Raw genomic sequence first — 3,860 nt, 5'->3', positions numbered from 1 at the left:
CCGGGTCGGGGGCGAGCATAAAGCGTTGGGCCAGGACCGGGATTTCTGCCCCCCCGGGGGGGGGCGCCGGGGGGGGGGCGGGGGGGGGCCCGTGGGGGGGGGCACCCCCCCGGGGGGGTCCCCCGCCACGCTGCCTCGTTCGTCCGGGCGTTGGCGCCCGGACGCCTACCAGCGGTACCAGCGGCCGCGGCTGCCGGATGCGCTGGTACCGCGGGCCACGAAGCCGAGCAGCCACACCACCAGAACCACGACCGCCACCCACCACAGGGCTTTCAGTGCGAAGCCCGCGCCGAAGAGGAGCAGTGCCAGCAGCAGAACAAGAAGAAGGGGAACCATCTCGACCTCCATAGTCGGCGTCGGCGATCCGCTTGCCCCGGGCCGCGGCGAATATTCGGAGGAATCTTCCGGGCGGGCGGGGGCAGGCGCCGTGCCGACAGCTTCGACGAACCGGAGGTCCGCATGAGTGCCGGCGACAAGATCGAGAACACTGCCGAGAAGGCCAAGGGCGCGGTCAAGGAGGGCGTCGGCAAGGTGACCGGCAACGAGCGTCTGGAAGCCGAGGGCAAGGCCGACCAGGCCAAGGCGGACGTGAAGCAGGCAGGCGAGAAGGTCAAGGACGCCTTCAAGGACTGATCGACCTTCGGCGCCGTGGCGGTGGTCCCGCTGTCTTCCTGCCGGGACCACCGCCACCGGCGTGCCGCGGTCGGCCGCACGGCCCACTGTGCGGTGATGCCGATGCCCGGAACCCCGCGCCGGAGGAACACTCCTGTCACACGGTTGCGCCGTCGGTGGCCCGGTGGCTGTCGGCGGGGCGGTGCTGCGGCGCGTCGGGGACGGTCCGCGTACGCCGACGCCCCGCCGTGTCGAAGGGGTCGGCCGTCGGGGCTCGCGCCGGCTGCGGCGGGACGCTCGGAGGGGCCGCGGGCGCGGGGGAGGACTGCGGGGGCCAGGGCCGGTGGGCCAGGTCGTGGCGGAGTGTGTCGAGTCTGGCCAGGCAGGCCTCGACGGTGGCGATGGCGGCGGTGCTGTGTTCGCGGATGCGGCGTTCGATGGCGGTGAGCCGGTCTTCGATGTGCTGCCAGCGTTCCTCGGCGGTGGTGTGGGGGTCAGGTGCGTCGTCGGTCGCTGTCATGGCGCAGGCGTTCGGTGTGGTCGGTGAGGGTGTCGAGGCGGTCGGTGAGGTCGGGGTGGGCGGCGAGGTGGGGGCGCATCGCCGCCAGGGGCGCTATCAGGTCGGCCGGGTCGGGGGCGCCGAGGGCGGTGGTGAGCGCGGTCAGCGCGGGACGGGCCCGGGGGGTGAGGCCGGGCGCGGCGGTGACCTGGGCGGCCAGCACGCGCAGGTCGGCTGCGTTGTCCCGGGCCCAGACGGTGACCGCGCGTTCGGCGGCCCGCCGGTCGCGCACCGCCTTGACCCGCTCCGCGCCGGTCTCCGCGTCGGGGGAGCCGCTGTCGGCGGGGCGCAGGCGCAGGTAACGGTTCTCGGCGGCCTGGCGGCTGGCGACGCCCATGGGCCGGGCGAGTTCCGCCCAGGTGGCACCCGCGTCACGGGCGTTCTCCACCAGACCGGCCTCCCAGCCCGCGAGCTCGCTGCGCAGCTCGCGCAGCAGCACCAGCGCGGCCAGGGCCGGCTCTGGTCCCTCGTCCGGTGCACCGGCCCCGGGCCGGGTGGCCGGGCTGGTGTTCCGGGCGGTGCGGACGGCGTCGTCGATGGCGGCGAGTGCGGCGGCTGCGGCGAGGAAGGACGCCGGTCCTGTGGATGGGCTGCCCCCGGTGGCGGGCGGGTCGGGCCGCTTTCCCATTGGTGTCACTCCTTGGGCGACTCGGGGGTTTGTCATCGGATGGATGACATGTTAGAACAGATTCAGGTGAAGCGCACTGGCTCCCATCGATCAGTGGAGGTGTTTCGCGATGCTGATGCGCACTGACCCGTTCCGCGAGCTGGACCGGCTGACCCAGCAGTTCCTGGGTACGAACGGCACTTGGTCCCGGCCGGCCCCGATGCCGCTGGACGCCTGCCGTGTCGGCGACGAGTACGTGATCTGTTTCGACCTGCCCGGGGTGGACCCGCAGGCGATCGACATCGACGTCGAACGGAACATGCTGACCGTCAAGGCCGAACGCCGCCCCCGCCACGAGGGCGACAACGTGAAGTGGGAACTGTCCGAGCGCCCGCTCGGTGTCTTCTCCCGCCAGGTCATGCTCTCCGACACCCTCGACCCCGCCGGGATCAGCGCCGACTACGACGCCGGCGTGCTGACGCTGAAGATCCCGGTCGCCGAACGGGCCAAGCCCCGCAAGATCGCCATCAGCCACAACGGCGACCGCAAGCAGATCCAGGCCTGACCCCCCTCCCCGGACTGTTGCGCGCCGCTCCTGATCCCCCCGAGGGGCGGCGCGCAACGCTCCGGCTGCACGCCGCCCGCTCCGGGGCCGGCCCCGGAGCGGGCGGCCCGAGACCGAGCAACGCGCCATGGACGGACGAGAACACGAACCCTTCGTGGTGAGGGCCGGCGGCGAGATCGACCTCGACACCGCCCCCTCACTGCGCCGTGCCCTGGCCGCCGCGCTCGAGTCGCACCGGGAGGTGGTGCTCGACCTGTCGGAGGTGACGTTCATGGACTGCGCGGGCCTGGGCGCCCTCGTCCGGGCCCGCAACCAGGCCGACCGGTGCGGTGGGCGCCTCAGCCTGCGAGGGGCCCGCCACCGCGTGGCCCGGCTGCTCGAACTCACCGGTCTGCACCGGCGCCTGGCCGTCGAACCCTGACCGGGCACCGTTCGCACCGGTTCCTCGGGATGGAGGGAGAACCGCGGTGACTCTTCGATGGGAGGCGTTCCTGGAGGAGGTCCGGGAACGCGGCGAATACGACACACCCCAGGAGGCCGAGCGGGCGGCGCGGGTCGTCCTGGCCCTGCTCGGCGCCCACCTGGTAGGTCGGGTGCGCGCAGAACTGGCCGCCCGCCTGCCCGAGACCATGGCCCTGATCCTGCTCAACCCGCTGCAGGCCGCCGAGCCGCTCAGTGCCGAGCGGTTCGCGCGCGCGACGGCGGCCTGGATCGAGGGCGCCACCGAGAACACCGCGCTGTGGGACATCGGTGCCGTCCTGTCCACGGTGGCCGACGCCGCCGGCGACGACCTCACCGGGCGTGTCCTGCTCCAGCTGCCGCCCGGCTACGACCTGCTGTTCGGCCGGCCCCAGCCCGGCCGCCGCCCCTGAACCCGTCCGCGCCGCCCGCCGCACCCGCCCGGCCGGCCCCGCCCCGGAAGGCCACCGCCATGACCCGGTACCGCCTCCTTCTCCAGCACGTCCGCACCCTCGGCCGCTACACCACCGACGAGGAGGCGGAACGCGTCCTGCACGCCGTCCTGGCCGCCCTCGGCAGCCAGCTCACCGGTGAGGTGCGCTGCGACCTCGCCGCGGCCCTGCCCGAGCGGGCCCGAGCCGTCTTCGCCTCGCAGATCCCGCTGCCCGAGCCGGTCGCCGCCCCGGCCTTCGTCGAAGCCGCCGCCCGCGCCCTGAGCACCAGCCTCACCAGTGCACGCTGGGACGCCTCCTCCGTCCTGGCCGCCCTCGCCGACCTGGCCGGCGACCCGCTCACCGACCGGATTCTCGCGGACCTGCCCCGCGGCTACGCGCTCCTGTTCGGCCGCGCCGACCTCGTCGCCGCGGCGTGACCCGGAACCGGGTGGAGACCGTCACCGGCACCGTGCGGGAGCTCGCCCACCGGGCGCGCGGCGGCGGCTCGGGGGGTTGTCGCCGCCGCGCAGCGGGAGACTACCTCACTCGCGGGCGCCGCAAAATCTATGCGCGCCGGAGTAGACATTGCTCGCGGGCGGGTCTAACGTTTCTCTCGTAGACAGC

Annotated in this window: 8 protein-coding genes; 5 read left to right on the top strand and 3 right to left on the bottom strand. The window is 73.9% G+C overall.

The genetic code is table 11. The features are described from left to right. Nucleotides 1–165: 165 nt before the first annotated feature. Nucleotides 166–336, bottom strand: coding sequence for a hydrophobic protein (locus ACFYUY_RS40020; protein ID WP_360220183.1), 171 nt, complete (start codon nt 334–336; stop codon nt 166–168). A gap of 123 nt (nt 337–459) precedes the next feature. Here ACFYUY_RS40020 and ACFYUY_RS40015 point away from each other — a divergent pair, with 123 nt between their 5' ends. Next, nucleotides 460–633 carry a CsbD family protein gene (locus ACFYUY_RS40015; protein WP_360220122.1) on the top strand — a complete coding sequence of 58 codons (174 nt, stop codon included), beginning with the start codon at nt 460–462 and terminating at the stop codon, nt 631–633. 136 nt (nt 634–769) lie between these two features. Here ACFYUY_RS40015 and ACFYUY_RS40010 read toward each other — a convergent pair whose 3' ends face one another. Both ACFYUY_RS40010 and ACFYUY_RS40005 read right to left on the bottom strand, forming a co-directional pair. Further along, a complete protein-coding gene (locus tag ACFYUY_RS40010) occupies nt 770–1,132 on the bottom strand; it encodes a hypothetical protein (RefSeq protein WP_360220119.1) in 363 nt (120 codons plus the stop codon). Next, nucleotides 1,107–1,799, bottom strand: a complete 693-nt coding sequence (locus ACFYUY_RS40005; RefSeq protein WP_387908437.1) for a type III effector protein — start codon at nt 1,797–1,799, stop codon at nt 1,107–1,109. Before ACFYUY_RS40005 ends, ACFYUY_RS40010 begins: the two co-directional genes overlap by 26 nt. A gap of 109 nt (nt 1,800–1,908) precedes the next feature. On the opposite strand from ACFYUY_RS40005, the gene ACFYUY_RS40000 reads away from it, so the two are divergent. The 4 genes from ACFYUY_RS40000 (at nt 1,909) to ACFYUY_RS39985 (ending at nt 3,673) form a co-directional block, all read left to right on the top strand. Next, nucleotides 1,909–2,343 (top strand): Hsp20/alpha crystallin family protein, encoded by a 435-nt coding sequence (locus ACFYUY_RS40000; protein WP_360220113.1) that lies wholly within the window; start codon nt 1,909–1,911, stop codon nt 2,341–2,343. A gap of 127 nt (nt 2,344–2,470) precedes the next feature. Continuing rightward, entirely contained in the window at nt 2,471–2,764 is a 294-nt protein-coding gene (locus ACFYUY_RS39995) for an STAS domain-containing protein (RefSeq protein ID WP_360220110.1), read from the top strand. Nucleotides 2,765–2,810: 46 nt separating this feature from the next. Then, nucleotides 2,811–3,215, top strand: a complete 405-nt coding sequence (locus tag ACFYUY_RS39990; RefSeq protein WP_387908432.1) for a DUF2267 domain-containing protein — start codon at nt 2,811–2,813, stop codon at nt 3,213–3,215. 59 nt (nt 3,216–3,274) lie between these two features. Next, entirely contained in the window at nt 3,275–3,673 is a 399-nt protein-coding gene (locus tag ACFYUY_RS39985; protein ID WP_387908429.1) for a DUF2267 domain-containing protein, read from the top strand. Nucleotides 3,674–3,860: the final 187 nt, after the last annotated feature.

It is taken from the genome of Kitasatospora sp. NPDC004745 (assembly GCF_042873275.1).
Classification (GTDB): domain Bacteria; phylum Actinomycetota; class Actinomycetes; order Streptomycetales; family Streptomycetaceae; genus Kitasatospora.
Note: the sequence above shows the minus strand (reverse complement) of the source record. Positions and strands in the feature narration are given on the sequence as shown.